General features: G+C 64.8%; 2 protein-coding genes. Both read right to left on the bottom strand.

Annotation, left to right across the window (positions count from 1 at the left end; translation table 11 throughout):
* Window positions 1-177: 177 nt before the first annotated feature.
* Window positions 178-828: a glutathione S-transferase family protein gene (locus tag JI746_RS27495; protein ID WP_201693511.1), complete on the bottom strand. Its 651-nt coding sequence runs from the start codon at window positions 826-828 to the stop codon at window positions 178-180.
* A gap of 53 nt (window positions 829-881) precedes the next feature.
* A complete protein-coding gene (gene arr / locus JI746_RS27490; protein WP_201693510.1) occupies window positions 882-1,334 on the bottom strand; it encodes an NAD(+)--rifampin ADP-ribosyltransferase in 453 nt (150 codons plus the stop codon).
* Window positions 1,335-1,751: the final 417 nt, after the last annotated feature.

Genomic DNA, 1,751 nt, shown 5'->3' with positions numbered 1-1,751 from the left:
CAGGCACTCGGGGAGCAACGTCACCTGGTCTCGGGCACTGCCTTCCACGTAGCGAGGCATCGTCACCTCCGGCGCGAGTTGCCGGAGTGTACGAGCTCAGGTCGTTTTCACACAGCCTCGGCCGGAAGCAGCCGCATCGGTGCGTCGAGTCATCTTCGATTCGCACCACCTCGCCTGTCACCCCTGCTGGTTGGCCATGAACACGGCCCGCTGTGCGGCAAACGCCCGCCCGAAGGCAGGACGGTTCTCCCCGTGGGAAACATAGGCGCGCAGGTTCGGGTAGATCTCGAGAAGTCCCAGTCCCCTGGTCCTGAACAGCACGCCGATCATCATCAGGTCGCCAGCGCTGAAGCTGCCATCGAGCCATTCCGAGTCACCGAGACGGCGTGCCAAGCTGTCCAGCCGCCTGCGGGCGCGCTCTTCCAGGAGGGGCAGGCGCTGCGCATACCAGGACTTGTCCTGCTCGAGGAGCCTTGCGGCCTCGATCTCGACCAGGGTCGGCTCCACGGTGTTCACGGCGGCGAACATCCATGCGATCGCACGCGCGCGAGCAGCGAGATCGCGCGGCAGCAGCCCAGGGTGGCGTTCCGCGATATGCAGGACGATCGCCCCGGACTCGAACAACTGGAGCCCGCCTTCTTCATAAGTCGGGATCTGGCCGAAAGGCTGGATGCTCAGATGCGGCGGCTCCTTCATCTCGCGGAACGAGACCAGCCGAACGTCATAGGGCTGGTTGACTTCCTCGAGCGCCCAGCGCACGCGCATGTCGCGAGCCTGCCCTCGCCCTTGATCCGGCGACTGTCGAAACGCGGTGATGGTGGGGGTCATGGTTGGCTCCTGTTCGTGGGCACGTCTGCGCGGCCGGCCGGCCGCCACGCCCGCTAGTCCTCGATGAGGTCCCGCCCCTGCGCCCTGAGCGCCTCCAGCCCGTCCAGCATCCGCTGGATCGCGTCGGGGCTGTGCTCTTCCCATTCCTGCAATTCGCAGACGATGCGCAAGGCGTGCGTGCTCCGGTAGGACTGCGTGGGGTTCCCAGGGAAGCGCTTGTTTGTGACGTTTGGGTCGTCCTCAAACGGACCGGTGGGCTGTACGAGGTACACGTGCCCACGGCCCTCGATTCCGGCCAGTGCGGCAGCCACTTGCGCCGCGAGGCTGGCGACCATAGAGGTGAAGTAGATATGGTTGGAGATTCGTCCCTTTTGATAATTGGATTCGAAGCCGGGCACCAGCAGATCGCCCGGCTGGAGCACCGCCGCGGTCCCATGGTAGAAGGGCCCCACGACGGTGTGGCAGTTCTCGAAGGTAACGGGTGTCCAGTGGGGATCTTCGCTCATGCATTTCTCCAGGTCAGCGGCCGCGCCTTGGTGCAGGACCCCTTCATGAAGATCCCTCACCCCGGGCGAGAATTTCCACGAGCGGTGAATCCGCCTCAATGCGTCTCCACCACGACCCAATTCCATCAAGTCCTCCTCCTACTCGCAATCTACCTTGAGCAGGGGCTGCGCGGCGGTGCAAAACGGTGCGGCTCCGGGTGCGAGGCGACTCCCTTGGCCGCACAGGCGCATGGGTACGTTTCCGGGGCAGATGCGACGCGCGGTGCATCCCGGAATGATGCCGATGTCCGCTTCTGGCCGAGGCTGTGTGAAAACGACCTGAGCTCGTACACTCCGGCAACTCGCGCCGGAGGTGACGATGCCTCGCTACGTGGAAGGCAGTGCCCGAGACCAGGTGACGTTGCTCCCCGAGTGCCT

The organism is Ramlibacter alkalitolerans, from assembly GCF_016722765.1.
In the GTDB taxonomy this organism is placed as follows: Bacteria; Pseudomonadota; Gammaproteobacteria; order Burkholderiales; family Burkholderiaceae_C; genus Ramlibacter; species Ramlibacter alkalitolerans.
Note: the sequence above shows the minus strand (reverse complement) of the source record. Positions and strands in the feature narration are given on the sequence as shown.